This window comes from Citrobacter sp. RHBSTW-00887, assembly GCF_013728095.1.
Lineage (GTDB): Bacteria > Pseudomonadota > Gammaproteobacteria > Enterobacterales > Enterobacteriaceae > Citrobacter > Citrobacter braakii.
Genome location: NZ_CP056267.1, coordinates 4858785 through 4876686 on the forward strand (window position 1 = coordinate 4858785; position 17902 = coordinate 4876686).

Genomic DNA, 17902 nt, shown 5'->3' on the forward strand with positions numbered 1-17902 from the left:
TGCTATGCACTTGTCTACACATCCGACCAGTTATCCAACGCGTTATCAGGAAATTGCCGCGAGACTTGAGCAGGAGCTTCGTCATCATTATCGCTGCGGTGACTATCTGCCCGCCGAGCATCAGCTTGCCGCGCGCTACGAGGTAAACCGCCACACCCTGCGCCGCGCTATTGACCAGTTGGTTGAGCGTGGTTGGGTCCAGCGTCGCCAGGGCGTTGGTGTACTGGTGCTGATGCGCCCATTCGATTACCCGCTTAATGCCCAGGCGCGCTTTAGCCAGAACCTGCTGGACCAGGGCAGCCATCCCACCAGCGAAAAACTGCTGGCGGTGCTGCGCCCAGCCTCCAGCCACATTGCCGATGCGCTCAGCATTAACGAGGGCGATAACGTGATTCATCTGCGCACCCTGCGTCGGGTAAACGGTATCGCACTGTGCCAGATCGACCACTATTTTTCCGACCTCACGCTATGGCCGCTGCTGCAGGGCTTTAACAACGGCTCACTGCACGACTACCTGCGCGAACAGTCCGGTCTGACGCTCCTGCGCACACAAACGCGCATCAGCGCCCGCCGCGCACAGGCTAAAGAGAGCAAAGTGCTGGAAATCCCCAATATGGCGCCGCTGCTGTGCGTGCGCACCCTGAACCACCGTGAAGGCGAAGAACACGCGGCGGAATACTCCGTCAGCCTGACCCGCGCCGACATGATCGAATTCACTATGGAGCACTGAATGCATTTCGATACCGCTACCCGCCAGCGCTGGATGCGCGCGCTGGCTTACAGCAATGCCGATGCCCTGAACGCCCGCATCCACGCGCTCAAACTGACGCCAGACTATGAACTTATCCGCGCACCGGAATGCGGACTGATGCAGCTCCAGACTCGCATGGGCGGCACCGGCAACCGCTTCTTTGCTGGTGATACCACGCTTACCCGCGCAGTGGTACGCCTGAAGAGCGGCACACTGGGCTACAGCTACCTGCTGGGACGCAACAAACAACACGCCGAGCAGTGCGCGGTCATTGACGCGCTGCTGCAGGAACAAACGCATTTCCAGAGCCTAATGGAAACCTTAATTGCCCCGCTGGAAGCGGAACGCGATGCGCTGATTAGCGCGCGCCGTGCCGAAGTCAACGCCAGCCGGGTCGACTTCTTCACGCTGGTACGCGGAGATAACGCATGACCTTACAAACCGCTTTTAATTTACCCGTTCAGGATGCTCAGCAGAGCTTTCGTCGCCTGCTGAAGGCCATGAGTGAGCCGGGCGTGATCGTCGCCCTGCATCAACTGAAACACGGCTGGCAGCCACTGGGCCTGGCAACCACCAGCGTGCTACTGACCCTGGTCGATGGCGACACGCCGGTCTGGCTTGCGCCGTCGATGGATAACGATATCGCCCGGCAGAATCTGCGTTTTCACACCAACGCGCCGCTGGTGGATCAGCCGCAGTTGGCGGCCTTTGCCGTCGCCGACGAACGCATCAGCAGCGAACAGCTTAACGCCCTCTCCGCCGGTTCCGCCGTCGCGCCAGAAACCAGCGCCACGCTGATTGTGCAGGTCTCTGGCTTAAGCGGTGGACGCATGCTGCGTCTGACCGGCGCCGGTATCGCTGAAGAGCGCATGATCGCGCCACAGCTACCGGAATGCCTGATTCACGAACTCACCGAACGCCCGCATCCGTTCCCGCTGGGGGTCGACCTGATCCTCACCTGCGGCGAACGCCTGCTGGCTATTCCGCGAACTACCCATGTGGAGGTGTGCTGATGTACGTCGCCGTCAAAGGGGGCGAAAAGGCGATAGCCAACGCCCACGCCCTGCAGGAAAACCGACGCCGGGGCGAAGAGACCATTGCTGAACTGAGCGTGGCACAAATCGAACAACAGATGAACCTGGCCGTCGACCGGGTGATGACCGAAGGCGGCATCGCCGACCGCGAACTGGCCGCGCTGGCGCTGAAGCAGGCCAGCGGCGATAACGTCGAAGCCATCTTTTTGCTCCGCGCCTACCGCACTACGCTGGCAAAGGTGGCGGTCAGCGAACCGGTTAACAGTGCAGAAATGCGCCTTGAGCGCCGAATCTCTGCGGTCTACAAGGATATTCCCGGCGGGCAGTTGTTAGGTCCCACTTATGACTACACCCATCGCCTGCTGGATTTTACCCTGCTGGCCAATGGCGAAACGCCCCCCCTGCGCAGCGCAGACGACGCGCAGGACGCCTCTCCGCACGTCTTTTCCCTGCTGGCCAACCAGGGACTGGCAAAGCGTGAAGAGGATGATGGCGCCACGCCCGACGACATCACCCGCACGCCACCGGTCTACCCCTGCTCACGCGCTTCACGCCTGCAACAACTGATGCGCGGCGATGAGGGATATCTGCTGGCGCTGGCCTACTCCACCCAACGCGGCTACGGGCGCAATCACCCGTTTGCCGCCGAAATCCGCAGCGGCTATGTGGCACTGGAAACCGTACCGGAAGAGCTGGGATTTGCGGTGAACGTCGGTGAATTGCTGATGACCGAATGTGAAATGGTCAACGGTTTTGTCGCGCCAGAAAACGAATCCCCCCATTTTACCCGCGGCTACGGACTGGTGTTCGGCATGAGCGAGCGTAAAGCGATGGCGATGGCGCTGGTGGACCGCGCCCTACAGGCAGCCGAATACGATGAATCGGTCACGGGACCGGCGCAGGACGAAGAGTTCGTGCTGGCGCATGCAGATAACGTCGAGGCGGCGGGTTTTGTTTCGCACCTCAAACTTCCCCATTACGTCGATTTCCAGGCCGAGCTGGAACTGCTCAAACGCCTGCAACAGGAGGCTACCCGTGACCACTAACCTCTCCGGCTACAACTTTGCGTATCTTGATGAGCAGACCAAACGCATGATTCGCCGCGCGATTCTGAAAGCGGTGGCGATCCCCGGTTACCAGGTGCCGTTTGGCGGACGTGAAATGCCGATGCCCTACGGTTGGGGAACCGGCGGTATTCAGCTCACCGCCAGCGTGATTGGCGAGCCGGACGTGCTGAAGGTAATTGACCAGGGCGCGGATGACACCACTAACGCCGTGTCGATTCGCAACTTCTTTAAACGCGTGACTGGGGTGAACACCACCGAGCGCACGGAAGACGCGACGCTGATCCAGACCCGCCACCGCATCCCGGAAACGCCGCTGGTGGAAGACCAGATCATTATCTTCCAGGTCCCGATCCCCGAGCCGTTGCGCTTTATCGAGCCGCGCGAAACGGAAACCCGCACCATGCACGCGCTGGAAGAGTACGGCATCATGCAGGTGAAACTGTATGAAGATATCGCCCGCTTCGGCCATATCACCACCACTTACGCCTATCCGGTGAAGGTTAACGACCGCTACGTCATGGACCCGTCGCCAATTCCAAAATTCGACAATCCGAAGATGGACATGATGCCGGCCCTGCAACTGTTTGGCGCAGGCCGCGAAAAACGCATCTATGCCGTTCCACCTTACACCCGCGTGGAAAGCCTCGATTTCGACGATCACCCGTTTACCGTGCAGAGCTGGGATGAGCCTTGCGCCATCTGTGGCTCAATCCACAGCTATCTCGATGAAGTGGTGCTCGATGACACCGGCAAACGCATGTTTGTCTGCTCCGACACCGACTACTGCCGCCAACAGAGTGAGGCCCTCAGCAAATGACGCAACCGCTGCTTTCAGTCAACAACCTGACCCATCTCTACGCGCCGGGCAAGGGCTTCAGCGATGTCTCTTTTGACCTGTGGCCTGGCGAAGTGCTGGGTATCGTCGGCGAGTCCGGTTCCGGCAAAACCACGCTGCTGAAATCGATCTCTTCACGGCTGACGCCGCAGAGCGGTGAGATTTTGTATCAGAACCGTTCGCTGTACGGCATGAACGAGGCCGACCGTCGCCGTCTGCTGCGCACCGAATGGGGCGTGGTGCATCAGCATCCGCTGGATGGCCTGCGCCGTCAGGTCTCCGCTGGCGGCAATATCGGCGAACGCCTGATGGCCACCGGGGCGCGCCACTACGGCGACATCCGTGCCACCGCGCAGCGTTGGCTGGAAGAAGTGGAGATCCCGGCCTCGCGTATCGACGACCTGCCAACCACCTTTTCCGGCGGCATGCAGCAGCGACTGCAGATCGCCCGCAACCTCGTCACCCATCCCAAACTGGTGTTTATGGACGAGCCCACCGGCGGTCTGGACGTTTCCGTACAGGCCAAACTGCTGGACCTGCTGCGCGGCCTGGTGGTGGAACTGGATCTGGCAGTGGTTATTGTCACCCACGATCTGGGCGTAGCGCGCCTGCTGGCCGACCGTTTGCTGGTGATGAAGCAGGGTCAGGTGGTGGAAAGTGGGTTAACCGACCGCGTACTCGACGACCCGCATCATCCGTATACCCAGTTGCTGGTGTCGTCTGTTTTGCAAAACTGATTTTGTCTTGCCGGGTGGCGCTTCGCGACCGGCCTACGGATCGGCATCGGTTGTAGGCCTGATAAGCGAAGCGCCATCAGGCAATCGAACGCAAAAATGCTTAAAGAGGCTAAAAATGAACGCGATCCGCGTTGAAAACGTCAGTAAAACCTTTGTACTGCATCAGCAAAACGGCGTGCGTCTGCCGGTGCTGCAAGACGCCACGCTGGAAGTTAAAAACGGCGAATGCGTGGTGCTGCACGGTCACTCTGGCAGCGGCAAATCCACGTTGCTGCGTTCGCTGTACGCCAACTACCTGCCGGATGAAGGACACATCCACATCCGCCACAGCGGCGAATGGGTCGATCTGGTGCAGGCTCCGGCGCGTAAAGTGCTGGAAGTTCGCCGTTCAACCATCGGCTGGGTCAGCCAGTTCTTGCGCGTGATCCCAAGGATTTCTGCGCTGGATGTGGTGATGCAGCCGCTGCTGGATCTCGGCGTGTCACGCGAGGAGTGCGCAGCCAAAGCGGCTAACCTGCTTACCCGCCTGAACGTGCCGGAGCGGCTGTGGCATCTGGCGCCGTCGACGTTTTCCGGGGGCGAACAGCAGCGCGTCAATATCGCCCGAGGGTTTATCGTCGATTACCCGATTCTACTCCTCGATGAGCCCACCGCCTCGCTGGACGCCAAAAACAGCGCCGCCGTCGTCGCATTGATTGAAGAAGCGAAAGCCCGCGGCGCGGCAATTGTCGGCATTTTTCACGATCAAACCGTGCGCGACCGCGTCGCGGATCGCCTGCACCTGATGGGAACAACAGCATGATTATCAATAATGTAAAGCTGGTGCTGGAAGATGAAGTGGTGCAAGGATCGCTGGAAATTGAGGGCGGAACGATCCGCGCCTTTGCCGAAAGTCAGAGCCAACTGGCCCAAGCGATGGACGGAGAAGGCGGCTGGCTGCTGCCAGGGCTTATCGAGCTGCATACCGACAATCTCGACAAGTTTTTCACCCCGCGCCCGAAGGTAGACTGGCCCGCCCACTCGGCGATGAGCAGCCACGACGCGCTGATGGTCGCCAGCGGCATTACCACCGTGCTGGACGCGGTGGCGATTGGCGATGTGCGCGACGGTGGCGACCGTCTGGAAAATCTGGAGAAGATGATCAACGCGGTGGAAGAGACGCAAAAGCGCGGGGTCAATCGCGCCGAGCACCGCCTGCATTTGCGCTGCGAGCTGCCGCATCACACCACCCTACCGCTGTTTGAAAAACTGGTCAGTCGTGAGCCGGTGACGCTGGTATCGCTGATGGACCACTCCCCCGGCCAGCGTCAGTTTGCCAATCGCGAGAAGTACCGCGAGTACTATCAGGGCAAGTATTCACTTACCGACGAGCAAATGGCCCGCTACGAAGAAGAACAGTTAGCTCTGGCTGCACGTTGGTCGCAACCCAACCGCACGGCGATTGCTCAGATGTGTCGTGAGCGCCAGATAGCGCTGGCGAGCCATGACGATGCCACCTGCGATCATGTGCTGGAATCGCATCAACTTGGCAGCGTGATCGCCGAATTTCCTACTACTTTTGCCGCCGCAGAGGCCTCGCGCCAGCATGGTATGAACGTACTGATGGGCGCGCCCAACATCGTGCGCGGCGGTTCTCACTCCGGCAACGTTGCGGCGCATAAGCTGGCTGAGCTGGGGCTGCTGGATATTCTCTCCTCCGACTACTACCCCGCCAGCCTGCTCGATGCGGCATTTCGCGTGGCGGACGATGACGCCAACCGCTTTACGCTGCCGCAGGCCATTCGTCTGGTGACCCGCAATCCGGCGCGGGCATTAAATCTCGACGATCGTGGCGTTGTAGCCGAAGGTAAACGCGCGGATCTGGTGCTGGCGCATCGCAAAGGCGATCACATCCATATCGACCACGTCTGGCGTCAGGGCAAAAGGGTATTCTGACTATGGGGAAACTGATCTGGCTGATGGGGCCGTCCGGCTCCGGTAAGGACAGTCTACTGGCAGAACTTCGCCAGCAGGAACCTGCGCAACTGCTGGTGGCGCACCGTTACATCACCCGCGCCGCCAACGCCGGGAATGAAAACCATATTGCCCTCAGCGAACCAGAGTTTTTTACCCGCGCCGGGCAGAACCTGCTGGCGCTGAGCTGGCATGCCAACGGCTTCTATTACGGCGTCGGCGTAGAGATTGACCTCTGGCTGCACGCCGGTTTTGATGTGGTGGTCAACGGCTCGCGCGCGCATCTGCCCCAGGCGCAGGCCCGTTATGGTGCTTCTTTACTTCCCATTTGCTTACAGGTTTCCCCGGCCATTTTACGCCAGCGCCTGCAGGCACGTGGGCGGGAGAGCGAAACGGAAATCGCTGCCCGCCTTGAACGCGCGGCGCGCTACACGCCGTATGACTGCCACGTCCTGAACAATGATGGAAGTTTGCTACAGTCTGTCGATACACTGCTCACACTGATGGGACGCAAGGAGAAGAAACATGTCTGTCTGTGAATTACGCCGCGCCACGCTATACGATACCGATGCGGTTTACGCGCTTATCTGTGAGTTGAAACAGGGCCAATTCGACCTGCAGGCCTTTAGCGCCGGCTACGCCGCAAATCTGCAAGATCCCAATATGCACTACCAGCTGGCGCTGCTCGACGGACAGGTCGTCGGCTTGATCGGTCTGCACCTACAGTTTCATCTGCACCACGCCAACTGGATTGGCGAGATCCAGGAACTGGTGGTGATGCCACAGGCACGAGGACTAAAAGTGGGTAGTCAGTTACTGGCCTGGGCCGAAGCCACCGCGCGCGAAGCGGGCGCAGAAATAACCGAGCTTTCTACCAGTACCCAACGCCTTGATGCGCACCGCTTTTACCAGCGCGAAGGCTATACCATGAGCCATTTTCGCTTCACCAAACCGTTGTAGGGGGAGCCATGAGTCTGACCATTACGCTGACGGGAACCGGCGGCGCGCAACTGGTGCCAGCATTTGGCTGTGACTGTGCGGCCTGCCAACGAGCACGTTTACAGGCGCAATACCGTCGACGCCCTTGTAGCGGGGTGGTCAAATTTAACAATGCGGTGACGCTGCTGGACGCGGGGATCCCGCATCTGATGGACGACTGGCCAGCAGGCAGCTTCCAGCAGTTTCTGCTCACCCACTACCATATGGATCACGTGCAGGGGCTGTTTCCGCTGCGCTGGGGCGTGGGGGCGACTATCCCGGTGTACGGTCCGCCGGATGAACAGGGATGCGACGATCTGTTTAAGCACCCTGGCATCCTCGATTTTAGCCATACCGTCGCGCCATTCGTGGTGTTTAACCTGCAAGGGTTGCAGGTTACGCCACTCCCGCTCAACCACTCAAAGCTGACGTTTGGCTATCTGCTGGAGACCGCGCACAGCCGCGTGGCGTGGCTCTCCGATACCGCCGGACTTCCCGACAAGACGCTGAAGTTTCTCCACAATAACCAGCCTCAGGTGATTATCATCGACTGCAGCCACGCCCCACGCGCCGAGCCGCCGCGCAATCACAGCGATGTAAATACCGTTATCGCCTTGAACGAGGTTATCCGCTGCCCACGGGTGATCCTGACGCATATCAGTCATCAGTTTGATTTGTGGATGATGGAGAATCCGCTACCGACAGGGCTCGAAGCCGGGTATGACGGAATGGAAATTGTGCTGAGGTAGGTTTACATCGCACTTAAAGGCTTGTTAACAGGTCTCTGCCCCCTATAACCTTGCCAGCGAAAGATTGCGCTAACGCTCGTAATCTTCTTCCATTCTGCGCTCTTCGTCTTCTAACTGACGCCGTTCCTGATCGAGCTGGCGCTGGCGGTCATCCAGTTGGCGGCGGCGGTCTTCAAACTGGCGGCGGCGATTATCATACTGCCTGCGACGATCATCACTCATCTGTCGCTGCCAGCTTTCATCACGAGAGTCGTCATAATCCCGCCCGCTGTCCGGTTTGTAGGCGTCGTTAATTGCCTGCTGAATATTGCCGATGGCGTCATCGATAATATCCGCCTGCGCCGATACGGTGGTCATCATCAGCAGAGTGAAAAGTAAGAATGTCGCGGAGCGTTGCATAAAACCAGCCTCATCAAGAAACTCGCCCCACGGTAATCAAAGCGTATTTGCGCGGGTAGCGGAGGAATCTCAATTACGCGAATGCCGCAGCGCCTGCGCCAGTTCTCCCCGGGTGAAGGGCTTACGCAATAACGCCACATCTGGCAGCGCCGGGTTATGCGCCGGACGTAAATCCTGGCCGCTAATCAGCAGGATGTTCAGTTGTGGATAATGTGCCAGCGCATGATTAACCACATCCACACCGCTTAAACCACCGGGCAGCATTAAGTCGCTGATAAAAATATCAATCTCGGATGAAGCCGCCAGCATATGCATAGCCTGTTCGCCGTTGGCGGCCTCTAACGTCAGGTAGCCCAGCAGGTGTAATTGCTCACATAACGTCTGGCGCACATCGGCTTCATCTTCGAGAACCAGCACCAGTTTTTCACCGCGAGTCGGGGTGTGCTGTGCGATTGGCTCCACCGGTGTCTGCACCGGCACAACCGCGCGAGGAAGCTGCAATCTGACCGTCGTTCCCTGCCCAGGGGCGCTTTCAATCTCCACGCGGCCACCGGACTGGCGCACAAAACCGTAGACCATAGACAGCCCCAGCCCGCTGCCGCTGCCGGTCTGTTTGGTGGTGAAAAACGGCTCGAAGACCTGAGCTTTCACCTCCTGCGACATCCCGCTTCCCTGGTCGGCAACTTCCAGCATCACCATATCCTGCTTACGCCCATCGCTGCGCGTGACCCGCTGATTCCAGGTACGGATTTTAATCGTGCCCGCCTGCCCGTCCATGGCGTCACGGGCATTCATCACCAGATTGATAATGGCGTTCTCCAGTTGGCTGACATCAATCCACGCGGGCCAGGCGGGAGACTGGGCTTCAATCTCCAGCGTCAACGTAGCCGGAAGAGAGTGGCGCATCAGTTCGCCCAAATTTTCCAGCAGCGTTTTCAGCTCCACCGCATGGGGATGCAACGACTGTTTGCGCGAAAAGGCCAGCAGCCGCTGGGTAAGGAGCGCCCCGCGCTCGGCGGCTTTTAGCGCCCGATTGACCCGTGGCGCGTCGGGAGAGTCTGGGTTCACCAGATCCAGGCTGCCAATAATGACCGCCAGCAGGTTATTGAAATCATGCGCTAATCCGCCCGTCAGTTGCCCTACCGCCTTCAGTTTCTGACTGTGCAACAGCGCTTCCTCCAGCCCCTGGCGCTCGGTGCGGTCGATTTCCATCTGGCTGGTTTTTTCTTTTAGCAGTCGGGTGGTGTGCTCCAGCGATGCCGTATTACGGGCGAAGACGCTAAAGGCGCGGGCCAGCTCGCCCAGCTCATCGCGCCGCTGCAAGGCCGGGACGCTAACGTCCGATTCACCGTGCGCCAGCCGGGTCATCGCCCGCGAAATGGCCGTCAGGTTAGAACCGAGGTTACGGTAGATATACCAGCCGGCAAAACCGGTGATCACCACCGCCAACAGCGCAAACACCAAAATAAACAACGCGCCAGATTGCAGTTCCTGATGACTTTGCGCCACCCGCTGTTCGGAGATCAGCGCCACCTGCGAAGCATACCGGTTGATATCGCTGTTGAGGATCGCCACCAGCGCTTTGATATGAAACATATACCAGTTGATCGCCAAATCGCTCTGCTCAAGCGCGGAAGAGAGTGGCTCCAGCTTATGCAACTCCTGGTTGAAGTCGGTGAGGATGTTAGTAATCAGCGGATTGCTATTTTGCACAGGCAGCGCGGGCATCACGCCGTCCAGTTGTTTCACCACCGAACGCGGCGTGGGTGTTTCAATGGCGGCAACAATTAAGCGGTCTATCTGCCCCAGCAGCACGTCATCCTGCGCGCCGGTCAGCTTTTGCAGATGGCGTAAATAACTTTGATTCTGATACAGCGAACTGAGCAGGGCGTTACGTTCCAGATGTCGCCGTTGCCCGCGCTGCAGCATACCTTCCACGCTGCTTTGTAGCTCCTGGCTGCGCTGGATAATACGCTCGACCAGCGCCGGCTCCTGCTGCGCCAACGGCGCGGTAGCCAGCTGTTCCAGCGAATGCTTCAGCGCCCGTTGCGTCTCCTGCAGCCGCTCCGCTTCACCTTTGTATTCCAGCGCGCCGACCACCTGCGACAGCCGCACCGCCGCCGTCGCCACGTTCGCCGTATCCCGGGCCAGGTTCATGCTGCCGGTCATGTCGTCAACGGTTTGCTGCTGCACCTGTTCCTGGATTTGACTGGCATGCTGAAACCCCAGCACCGCCACACCGCTTACCATCAGCGTGACCGTCACCACCAGCAGATTGAAGAACAGCAATCGTCCGCGCGCACTGGCGAAAAAGTGACGTCCTGGTTGCGGCATATCACGCTCCGTGAAGAAAAATCGCAATATGACAAATATGAACGGCTTCTGACATTTTGCATTTACATTCCTGTGATGGACTGCTGATATCGGCCACCCCACAGGAGATCCGCTATGAGCAGGACACCGGTTCTGGAGATGCGCAACATTGCCAAAGCGTTTGGTAAATTTTACGCGCTGAAAGGGGTCGATTTAACGGTCTGGCCGGGTGAGATTCATGCCTTGATGGGGGAGAACGGCGCGGGGAAAAGCACCCTGATGAAGATCCTCGCGGGCGCGTATACCGCCACCAGCGGTGAGATCCTGATCGACGGTCAGCCGTTTCACATTCGCGGGCCAAAAGACGCGCTCAGCGCAGGCATCACGCTGATTTACCAGGAGATGCAGCTCGCGCCGAACCTGACGGTGGCGGAAAATATCTTTCTTGGCAGCGAGCTGTCGCGCGGCGGTCTGGTCCAGCGTAAAGAGATGGTGATGCAGTCGCAGAAAGTCATCGACCGACTCGGCGCCCAGTTTAAGGCCAGCGATCGCGTGATGACGTTGACCATCGCCGAACAGCAGCAGGTGGAAATCGCCCGCGCCCTGCACCGTAACAGCCGCATTCTGGTGATGGATGAACCCACTGCCGCCCTCTCCTCACGTGAAACCCACCGCTTGTTTGAACTGATCATGCGCCTGCGCGATGAGGGGATGGCGATTATCTACATTAGCCACCGCATGGCGGAGGTGTATGAACTCTCGGACCGCGTCAGCGTCCTGCGCGACGGGCAATATGTAGGCAGCCTGACCCGCGACAAACTCAACGCCTCTGAGCTGGTGCGCATGATGGTGGGCCGACCGTTAAGCGATTTATTCAACAAAGAGCGCGATATTCCCTTAGGTAAAGCGCGCCTCAACGTCCACCACCTGACCGACGGCCATAAAGTCCAGCCGTGCAGTTTACTGGTGCGCTCCGGGGAGATCGTCGGCCTTGCCGGGTTAGTCGGCGCCGGGCGTTCTGAACTGGCTCAGTTGATTTTTGGCGTGCGTAAAGCCATCGGCGGCATGATTGAAGTAGACGGTGAACCGGTGGTGATCCACTCCCCTCGCGAGGCGATTGACCACGGCATTGGCTTTCTGACGGAAAACCGCAAAGAGCAGGGATTGTTTTTAGAGCTGGCGGCAGCAGAGAACATCACCATGGCGACGCTGGAACGTGACGCCAACTGGGGCATGCTCGATCGCAAAAAGGCGCAGGCTATTTCCGATGACGCCATCCAATTGCTCAACATCCGCGTTCCGCACGCCCAGGTACGCGCGGGCGGGCTGTCCGGCGGTAATCAGCAAAAGCTGCTGATTTCTCGCTGGGTCGCGATCGGCCCACGCATTTTGATCCTCGATGAACCCACTCGCGGCGTGGACGTTGGCGCCAAAAGCGAGATCTACCGGATCATGAACGACATGGCGCGCAAAGGCGTGGCGATCCTGATGATCTCCAGCGAATTGCCGGAAGTTGTCGGTATGAGCGATCGCGTGTACGTCATGCGGGAAGGCAGCATTGCCGGTGAGCTGAACGGGCAAAGTATTACCCAGGAAAATATTATGACGCTGGCAACCGGCGTGAACGACTCCCATCATCAGGCGGTGTCCCATGAATAATCCAACCACTCCCCAGCAGGTGGCGAAATCCGCCTCCGCGAAAAAATTGCTGATGAGCGATCTGATGCAAACGGTCGGCATCTTGCCGATTCTCATCCTGATAGTGGCGGTGTTTGGCTTTATCGCGCCAAACTTTTTTACCGAAAGCAACCTGTTGAATATTACCCGCCAGGCGTCGATCAACATCGTGCTGGCGGCTGGCATGACCTTCATTATTTTGACCGGTGGGATCGACCTCTCGGTTGGCTCGATTCTCGGCACCACCGCCGTCGCGGCTATGGTCGTTTCGCTGATCCCTGAGTTTGCCATGCTGTCGATTCCGGCGGCGCTGATGCTCGGTCTGGTGCTGGGGTTGTTTAACGGCGCGCTGGTTGCTTTTGCCGGACTGCCACCGTTTATCGTCACACTTGGAACGTATACGGCGCTGCGCGGCGCGGCCTACCTGCTGGCCGACGGCACGACGGTGATCAATTCCAATATCAGCTTTGAGTGGATCGGTAACAACTATCTTGGCCCGGTTCCGTGGCTAGTGGTCATTGCGCTGGCGGTGGTGGTGATGTGCTGGTTCATTCTTAGGCGCACCACACTCGGCGTTCATATTTATGCGGTCGGCGGCAATATGCAGGCCGCTCGTTTAACCGGTATCAAAGTGTGGCTGGTGCTGCTGTTCGTCTACGGCATGAGCGGTGTGCTCTCAGGTCTTGGCGGGGTGATGAGCGCCTCGCGGCTATACAGCGCCAATGGCAACTTAGGCATGGGTTACGAGCTGGACGCCATCGCGGCGGTGATCCTCGGCGGTACCAGCTTTGTTGGGGGGATCGGCACCATCACCGGCACGCTGGTAGGAGCGTTGATTATCGCCACGCTCAATAACGGCATGACGCTGATGGGCGTCTCCTATTTCTGGCAACTGGTGATCAAAGGGGCGGTGATCATCATAGCGGTACTGATCGACAAATACCGTACCCGACACCATCAAAGTGCATAACAACAACATCTTACTTCGAGGAATACAGCATGAGATTGAAGCCCTTAGTCACCGCGCTCTGTGCTGGCGCACTGCTTGCTGCAGCTCCGTTTGTGCAGGCAAAAGAACTGAAATCGATCGGCGTTACGGTGGGCGATCTGGCCAACCCGTTCTTCGTGCAGATCACCAAAGGCGCGGAGCTGGAAGCACGCAAACTGGCGGGTGATAGCGTTAAAGTGACGCTGGTTTCCAGCGGCTACGATCTGGGACAACAGGTGTCGCAAATCGACAACTTTATTGCCGCCAAGGTCGACATGATTATTCTTAACGCCGCCGACTCCAAAGGCATCGGCCCAGCGGTAAAACGCGCGAAAGACGCAGGGATTGTGGTGGTTGCCGTTGACGTAGCGGCGGAAGGCGCAGATGCGACCATTACCTCCGATAACACCCAGGCGGGTGAAATGGCCTGTAAATACATTACCGACCGTCTGAAAGGGAAAGGCAACGTCGTCATTATCAACGGGCCGCCGGTTTCCGCCGTCCAGAACCGCGTCGAAGGCTGCCAGACCGAGTTTAAACGCCACCCGGATATCAAGGTGCTGTCGTATAACCAAAACGCCAAAGGCAGTCGCGAAGGCGGACTGGAGATCATGACCGCGCTGCTGGCGGCGAATCCGAAGATCGACGGCGTATTCGCCATTAACGATCCTACGGCGATCGGTGCCGATCTGGCAGCAAAACAGGCACAACGTAGCGAATTCTTTATTGTCGGCGTAGACGGATCGCCAGACGCTGAAGAAGCGTTGAAGCGGAAAAACTCACTATTTGTGGCGACGCCTGCACAAGATCCGCAGGTGATGGCTGCCAAAGCGGTCGAAATCGGCTATGACATATTGCAGGGGAAACCCGCCCCGAAAGAGCCCGTACTGATCCCGGTGACGATGATCGATAAAAACAACGTCGGCAGCTATAAGGGTTGGACGGTGAAATAACCCGCCACAACAACGCCGGATGGCGGCAAAAATGCCTTATCCGACCTACAAGATCGATATGATTTTGTAGGCCGGATAAGCGCAGCGCCATCCGGCATGATATTAAGGAGGATTCTGCCGATGAAACGTTCCGCTATCAACGAGATACTGGGCCACACGCGCCAGTTTTTCTCTCTGCACGACGTGCATCTCCCCCCTTTCGCCAGTTTCCCGCCGACCCAATGGCGCAAGCTTGATCCCGCCGCCTGGAGCGAAGTTTTCGACCTTAAGCTCGGTTGGGATGTCACCGCGTTTGGCGGCAACAATTTCGCCGCGCAAGGGTTAACGCTGTTTACCCTGCGTAATGGCTCGCCGAAAGGAATGCCTTACGAGAAATGCTACGCCGAGAAAATCATGCATGTTCGCGATGCGCAGGTCACACCGATGCATTTTCACTGGCGCAAACGCGAAGACATTATCAATCGCGGCGGCGGTAATTTAATTGTGGAACTGTGGAATGCGGGGATCCGAGAACAAACGGAGGACAGCGACGTGAGCGTGGTGATTGACGGCTGTCGGCAAACCCATGCGGCAGGCAGTCAACTGCGCCTGACGCCGGGTGAAAGCATCTGCCTGCCACCGGGCCTGTATCACAGCTTCTGGGCGGAAGAAGGTTTTGGCGACGTGCTGGTCGGCGAGGTTTCTTCTGTTAATGACGACGACCACGATAACCACTTTCTGCAACCGATCGCCCGCTATAACGACATTGAAGAAGACGAACCGGCGCAGCTGGTGCTGTGTAATGAGTATCGCCTGTTCCGCTAACCAAGGAGCGCATTATGCCGTTGATATCTCTCGCCGATGGCCTTGCCCATGCCCGCGAGCACCACTATGCCTTAGGGGCGTTTAACGTTCTGGACTCACACTTCCTGCGCGCGCTGTTTGCCGCAGCAAAGCAGGAACGTTCGCCGTTTATCATCAACATCGCCGAGGTGCATTTTAAATATATCTCGTTGGATTCTCTGGTCGAAGCAGTCAAGTTCGAAGCCGCGCGGCATGACATTCCGGTAGTGCTGAACCTTGACCACGGCCTGCACTTTGAGTCGGTGGTTCGGGCACTGCGCTTAGGTTTCAGTTCAGTGATGTTTGATGGCTCCACGCTGGAGTATGAAGAAAATATTCGTCAAACCCGCGAAGTGGTGAAGATGTGTCACGCCGTCGGCGTATCGGTGGAAGCCGAACTGGGCGCGGTGGGAGGCGATGAGGGCGGCGCGTTGTATGGTCATGCCGACGAGTCGCTATTTACCGACCCGATGATGGCGCGTGATTTCGTCGACAGAACCGGGATTGACGCGCTAGCGGTCGCCATTGGTAATGCACACGGCAAATATAAAGGCGAACCGGTGCTCGACTTTCCGCGTCTGGACGCCCTTCGCCAGCAGGCGGCGATCCCACTGGTACTGCACGGCGGTTCCGGCATCAGCAACGACGATTTCAAGCGCGCAATTGAACTCGGCATTCACAAAATCAACTTCTATACCGGCATGTCGCAGGCGGCGCTGTCAGCGGTAGAGACAAGAATAGCGAATCGTCAGCCCCTGTACGACGAATTCGCCGAACTGCTGCTCGCCATTGAAGAGGCCATTACCGATACCGTTTCAGAACAGATGCGTATTTTTGGCAGCGCGGGACGGGTCTGATGGAACGCAGAGGCGTTATCGCCGCAGGCAACATGCTGGTCGATCATGTGCATCAAATTGTGCAGTGGCCGGAACGCGGCTGGCTGGCGGAAATCATCCGTAGCGAACGCGCGACGGGCGGTGCGCCGCTGAACGTACTGCTGACACTGGCGAAAATGCACACCGGACTGCCGCTGCAGGCAGTAGGGTTAATCGGTCAGGATAGCGACGGCGACTACATCATGGCGATGCTGGAGCAGTATCATGTTAATCGCCAACATGTGCAGCGCACGACTTTCGCCCCCACGTCGATGTCACAGGTGATGACCGATCCCAGCGGTCAGCGCACCTTTTTCCACTCGCCCGGCGCCAACCGGCTGCTGGATCTGCCCGCTTTTGAGCAACTGGATACCTCGATGAAAATCTTCCATCTTGGCTATCTGCTGCTGCTCGACAGTCTGGACATGCCGGATGAGGAGTACGGCACGCGTAGCGCACGGCTGCTGGCGCAAATGCGCGACAACGGCTTTGAAACATCACTGGATCTGGTTTCACGCAAGGGCGACCCGCGCTATCAGCCGCTGGTGATGCCAGCCCTGCACCATCTCGACTATCTGGTAATTAACGAGCTGGAAGCCGGGGAATTCAGCGGGCTGGAGATCCGCCAGCCCAACGGGGAGCTGCATATTGCGCACATCGCCACCGCTGCGCGCGAACTGCTGAATGCCGGCGTACGCCAGCGGGTGGTTATCCACTGTCCGGAAGGCGCCTGGGGTGAAGCGCCGGATCTGCCGGGCGTCTGGATCCCGTCACAGTACCTGGCGCCGGAGGAGATCGTTGGCAGCGTCGGGGCGGGAGATGCGTTTTGCGCCGGATTTTTGTATGGCTGTCATGAACGCTGGTCGCTGACGGACAGCGTCAGGCTGGCACACGCCTGCGCACGAGCCAGTTTGCTGTGCGCCAACGCGATAGACGGCGCGAAAACGTTGGCAGAGCTAAAAGCCGATATAGCGTCCTTGTAAGCCGGATAAGACGTTTACGCCGCCTTATCATGATGCTGAACATCGGCGGCAAACACATAGCCCAGCCCGCGCAGGGTTTTGATCAGCATCGGCTGATGCGGGTTGTTCTCTATTTTTCGCCGTAACCGCATGATTAGCACGTCAATGGTGCGGTCAAACACCTCAACGCTGTCGCTGCGCGTCAGTTCCAGCAGCTGTTCTCGGCTAAGTACCCGGCGGGCGTTTTGGGCCAACGCCAGCAGCAGGCTGTATTCCCCCTGCGTCAACTCCACCTTCAGTTGCTGAGGATTATGTAACTGGCAACCGGCGGTATCGAGATGCCAACCGTTAAAAGAAAGCCCCGTGGTTTGCGGGCTGCCGCTTTCTGCCGTTAACACGCCGACGCGTCTGAGTACCGCCTTTACCCGCGCCACCAGCACCCGCGCATTGAACGGTTTACCGATGTAGTCGTCAGCGCCCATTTCCAACCCGACAACCACATCCGACTCGCTGCCAAGCCCGGTCAGCATCACCACCGGTAATCCGGGTCTCATCTTTTGCACCTGCTGCAGCACCATCAGACCGTTAATATCAGGCAACATCATGTCCAGCAATACCAGAGCGATTTCCGGCTGAGTCTCAATGCAGCGCAGCGCCTCCTGCCCGGTGTGACATGCGGTCACTGCAAAGACGTGTTCGCTCAGCACATCCTGTAAAAGCGTGCAGACAGCGATGTCATCATCCACAACCAGTATGGCTGGCTTCATTGTTTTTCCCCATTTCTGGCCAACTTAAATGAGTGTGATTGA

20 protein-coding genes are annotated in these 17902 nt (G+C 58.3%); 17 read left to right on the forward strand and 3 right to left on the reverse strand.

Features of this window, described 5'->3' with window-relative positions:
- Positions 1-4 precede the first annotated feature (4 nt).
- The 11 genes from phnF (at position 5) to phnP (ending at position 8104) form a co-directional block, all read left to right on the forward strand.
- The gene (phnF, locus tag HV314_RS23175) at positions 5-730 is read left to right on the forward strand and encodes a phosphonate metabolism transcriptional regulator PhnF (RefSeq protein ID WP_016155477.1); all 726 of its coding nucleotides are present in this window, start codon (positions 5-7) and stop codon (positions 728-730) included.
- Positions 731-1183: a phosphonate C-P lyase system protein PhnG gene (gene phnG / locus HV314_RS23180; protein ID WP_181546807.1), complete on the forward strand. Its 453-nt coding sequence runs from the start codon at positions 731-733 to the stop codon at positions 1181-1183. It abuts the gene before it with no gap.
- Entirely contained in the window at positions 1180-1764 is a 585-nt protein-coding gene (phnH, locus tag HV314_RS23185) for a phosphonate C-P lyase system protein PhnH (protein WP_003031824.1), read from the forward strand. Before phnG ends, phnH begins: the two co-directional genes overlap by 4 nt.
- Positions 1764-2831 (forward strand): carbon-phosphorus lyase complex subunit PhnI, encoded by a 1068-nt coding sequence (locus HV314_RS23190; protein WP_137380695.1) that lies wholly within the window; start codon positions 1764-1766, stop codon positions 2829-2831. The genes phnH and HV314_RS23190 overlap by 1 nt, the downstream gene beginning before the upstream one ends.
- A 46-nt stretch (positions 2832-2877) precedes the next feature.
- A complete protein-coding gene (gene phnJ, locus HV314_RS23195; protein WP_239006935.1) occupies positions 2878-3669 on the forward strand; it encodes an alpha-D-ribose 1-methylphosphonate 5-phosphate C-P-lyase PhnJ in 792 nt (263 codons plus the stop codon).
- Entirely contained in the window at positions 3666-4424 is a 759-nt protein-coding gene (gene phnK, locus HV314_RS23200; RefSeq protein ID WP_003844769.1) for a phosphonate C-P lyase system protein PhnK, read from the forward strand. The genes phnJ and phnK overlap by 4 nt, the downstream gene beginning before the upstream one ends.
- Positions 4425-4539: 115 nt before the next feature.
- Positions 4540-5226 carry a phosphonate C-P lyase system protein PhnL gene (gene phnL, locus HV314_RS23205; RefSeq protein WP_047499592.1) on the forward strand — a complete coding sequence of 229 codons (687 nt, stop codon included), beginning with the start codon at positions 4540-4542 and terminating at the stop codon, positions 5224-5226.
- A complete protein-coding gene (gene phnM, locus HV314_RS23210; RefSeq protein ID WP_016155393.1) occupies positions 5223-6359 on the forward strand; it encodes an alpha-D-ribose 1-methylphosphonate 5-triphosphate diphosphatase in 1137 nt (378 codons plus the stop codon). Before phnL ends, phnM begins: the two co-directional genes overlap by 4 nt.
- A gap of 2 nt (positions 6360-6361) precedes the next feature.
- On the forward strand, positions 6362-6916 hold the full coding sequence (gene phnN / locus HV314_RS23215) for a ribose 1,5-bisphosphokinase (RefSeq protein WP_016155392.1): 555 nt from the start codon (positions 6362-6364) through the stop codon (positions 6914-6916).
- Positions 6903-7337, forward strand: coding sequence for an aminoalkylphosphonate N-acetyltransferase (gene phnO / locus HV314_RS23220; RefSeq protein WP_046274567.1), 435 nt, complete (start codon positions 6903-6905; stop codon positions 7335-7337). Before phnN ends, phnO begins: the two co-directional genes overlap by 14 nt.
- An 8-nt stretch (positions 7338-7345) precedes the next feature.
- The gene (gene phnP / locus HV314_RS23225; protein ID WP_016155390.1) at positions 7346-8104 is read left to right on the forward strand and encodes a phosphonate metabolism protein PhnP; all 759 of its coding nucleotides are present in this window, start codon (positions 7346-7348) and stop codon (positions 8102-8104) included.
- Between the two features lie 69 nt (positions 8105-8173).
- Here the strand turns inward: phnP and yjdP are convergent, their stop codons facing one another.
- Positions 8174-8503, reverse strand: coding sequence for a DDRRRQL repeat protein YjdP (gene yjdP / locus HV314_RS23230; protein ID WP_095715472.1), 330 nt, complete (start codon positions 8501-8503; stop codon positions 8174-8176).
- A 69-nt stretch (positions 8504-8572) separates the two neighbouring features.
- On the reverse strand, positions 8573-10837 hold the full coding sequence (locus HV314_RS23235; protein ID WP_049040675.1) for a hybrid sensor histidine kinase/response regulator: 2265 nt from the start codon (positions 10835-10837) through the stop codon (positions 8573-8575).
- A 114-nt stretch (positions 10838-10951) separates the two neighbouring features.
- Here HV314_RS23235 and HV314_RS23240 point away from each other — a divergent pair, with 114 nt between their 5' ends.
- The 6 genes from HV314_RS23240 to HV314_RS23265 all read left to right on the forward strand — a co-directional run bounded on the left by HV314_RS23240 (position 10952) and on the right by HV314_RS23265 (position 17114).
- Positions 10952-12475, forward strand: coding sequence for a sugar ABC transporter ATP-binding protein (locus HV314_RS23240; RefSeq protein ID WP_016155468.1), 1524 nt, complete (start codon positions 10952-10954; stop codon positions 12473-12475).
- Entirely contained in the window at positions 12468-13463 is a 996-nt protein-coding gene (locus tag HV314_RS23245; protein ID WP_016155386.1) for an ABC transporter permease subunit, read from the forward strand. Before HV314_RS23240 ends, HV314_RS23245 begins: the two co-directional genes overlap by 8 nt.
- 29 nt (positions 13464-13492) lie before the next feature.
- Positions 13493-14434 carry an ABC transporter substrate-binding protein gene (locus tag HV314_RS23250; RefSeq protein WP_181546811.1) on the forward strand — a complete coding sequence of 314 codons (942 nt, stop codon included), beginning with the start codon at positions 13493-13495 and terminating at the stop codon, positions 14432-14434.
- Between the two features lie 120 nt (positions 14435-14554).
- Positions 14555-15238, forward strand: a complete 684-nt coding sequence (locus HV314_RS23255) for a D-lyxose/D-mannose isomerase (protein ID WP_016155384.1) — start codon at positions 14555-14557, stop codon at positions 15236-15238.
- Positions 15239-15252: 14 nt separating this feature from the next.
- On the forward strand, positions 15253-16113 hold the full coding sequence (locus HV314_RS23260) for a ketose 1,6-bisphosphate aldolase (protein WP_181546813.1): 861 nt from the start codon (positions 15253-15255) through the stop codon (positions 16111-16113).
- A complete protein-coding gene (locus HV314_RS23265) occupies positions 16110-17114 on the forward strand; it encodes a carbohydrate kinase family protein (protein ID WP_155398647.1) in 1005 nt (334 codons plus the stop codon). Before HV314_RS23260 ends, HV314_RS23265 begins: the two co-directional genes overlap by 4 nt.
- 14 nt (positions 17115-17128) lie before the next feature.
- Here the strand turns inward: HV314_RS23265 and HV314_RS23270 are convergent, their stop codons facing one another.
- On the reverse strand, positions 17129-17860 hold the full coding sequence (locus HV314_RS23270) for a response regulator (protein ID WP_019077857.1): 732 nt from the start codon (positions 17858-17860) through the stop codon (positions 17129-17131).
- Positions 17861-17902 lie beyond the last annotated feature (42 nt).

Coding starts and splice junctions, on each gene's coding strand:
- phnF (WP_016155477.1), top strand. CDS start 5: ATGCACTTGTCTACACATCCGACCAGTTATCCAACGCGTTATCAGGAA.
- phnG (WP_181546807.1), top strand. CDS start 731: ATGCATTTCGATACCGCTACCCGCCAGCGCTGGATGCGCGCGCTGGCT.
- phnH (WP_003031824.1), top strand. CDS start 1,180: ATGACCTTACAAACCGCTTTTAATTTACCCGTTCAGGATGCTCAGCAG.
- HV314_RS23190 (WP_137380695.1), top strand. CDS start 1,764: ATGTACGTCGCCGTCAAAGGGGGCGAAAAGGCGATAGCCAACGCCCAC.
- phnJ (WP_239006935.1), top strand. CDS start 2,878: ATGATTCGCCGCGCGATTCTGAAAGCGGTGGCGATCCCCGGTTACCAG.
- phnK (WP_003844769.1), top strand. CDS start 3,666: ATGACGCAACCGCTGCTTTCAGTCAACAACCTGACCCATCTCTACGCG.
- phnL (WP_047499592.1), top strand. CDS start 4,540: ATGAACGCGATCCGCGTTGAAAACGTCAGTAAAACCTTTGTACTGCAT.
- phnM (WP_016155393.1), top strand. CDS start 5,223: ATGATTATCAATAATGTAAAGCTGGTGCTGGAAGATGAAGTGGTGCAA.
- phnN (WP_016155392.1), top strand. CDS start 6,362: ATGGGGAAACTGATCTGGCTGATGGGGCCGTCCGGCTCCGGTAAGGAC.
- phnO (WP_046274567.1), top strand. CDS start 6,903: ATGTCTGTCTGTGAATTACGCCGCGCCACGCTATACGATACCGATGCG.
- phnP (WP_016155390.1), top strand. CDS start 7,346: ATGAGTCTGACCATTACGCTGACGGGAACCGGCGGCGCGCAACTGGTG.
- yjdP (WP_095715472.1), bottom strand. CDS start 8,503: ATGCAACGCTCCGCGACATTCTTACTTTTCACTCTGCTGATGATGACC.
- HV314_RS23235 (WP_049040675.1), bottom strand. CDS start 10,837: ATGCCGCAACCAGGACGTCACTTTTTCGCCAGTGCGCGCGGACGATTG.
- HV314_RS23240 (WP_016155468.1), top strand. CDS start 10,952: ATGAGCAGGACACCGGTTCTGGAGATGCGCAACATTGCCAAAGCGTTT.
- HV314_RS23245 (WP_016155386.1), top strand. CDS start 12,468: ATGAATAATCCAACCACTCCCCAGCAGGTGGCGAAATCCGCCTCCGCG.
- HV314_RS23250 (WP_181546811.1), top strand. CDS start 13,493: ATGAGATTGAAGCCCTTAGTCACCGCGCTCTGTGCTGGCGCACTGCTT.
- HV314_RS23255 (WP_016155384.1), top strand. CDS start 14,555: ATGAAACGTTCCGCTATCAACGAGATACTGGGCCACACGCGCCAGTTT.
- HV314_RS23260 (WP_181546813.1), top strand. CDS start 15,253: ATGCCGTTGATATCTCTCGCCGATGGCCTTGCCCATGCCCGCGAGCAC.
- HV314_RS23270 (WP_019077857.1), bottom strand. CDS start 17,860: ATGAAGCCAGCCATACTGGTTGTGGATGATGACATCGCTGTCTGCACG.